General features: G+C 62.4%; 1 protein-coding gene. It reads left to right on the forward strand.

Annotated features, from left to right (window positions below; genetic code table 11):
- Positions 1–65: 65 nt before the first annotated feature.
- On the forward strand, positions 66–784 hold a 719-nt coding region (locus tag A5766_RS21250; RefSeq protein WP_231894761.1), incomplete at its 3' end, for an IS3 family transposase.

Below are 784 nucleotides of genomic sequence, written 5' to 3' on the forward strand. Positions count from 1 at the left end.
AAGGGAAAATTCTGAGCCCAACTGCCAAACGTGCCGCCATCGACATGCTCAAGGACGTGAAGAGCATGTCAGAACGTATGGCGTGCAAGGTCGTTGGGCTTTCCAGGTCGGCCTACCGTCGGCTACCGCACGCACGCACGCCAGCCGATCCGGACGCCGCACTGCGTGACCAGTTGCGCACCTATGCCCGCAAGAACCCCCGGCACGGGTTCCGGCGCGCGTGGGCGCACCTGCGCTTCGACGACGGCATCGAGATCAACAAGAAGAAAGTGCATCGGTTGTGGAAGGAGGAGGGCCTGCAAGTGCGGCGTGCTCCGCGCCGCAAACGCGCCGGCCAGTCATCGGTCCCGGTCGTGGTCGCGGACGCACCGAAAGTGGTGTGGGCATTGGACTTTCAGTTCGATTCCACCGTCGATGGGAAGAAGATCAAGATCGCGTCGATGGTGGACGAGCACACCCGCATGTCGTTGCTGAACATCGTGGACCGCTCGATTCCGGCTGAGCGGTTGATCGAGGAGTTGGAGAAGACGTTCGCGATCTGGGGTGGCCCGCCGATGGTGCTGCGCATGGACAACGGCCCTGAGTTCATCTCAGAAGCCCTGCAGGCGTTCTGTGCAGGGTCGGTGGGGATCTCCTACATTCCGCCCGGCACGCCGTGGAACAACGGGTTCATCGAGTCGTTCAACAACCGGTTGCGCGACGAGTGTTTGAACCGCAACTGCTGGCCCACCCTGTTGGAGGCCCGTGTGGTCATCGGCGACTTCAAGGCCGACCACAACCACCG

Origin of the sequence: Gordonia sp. 852002-51296_SCH5728562-b, assembly GCF_001665475.1 — a bacterium.
Taxonomy (GTDB): Bacteria; Actinomycetota; Actinomycetes; order Mycobacteriales; family Mycobacteriaceae; genus Gordonia; species Gordonia sputi.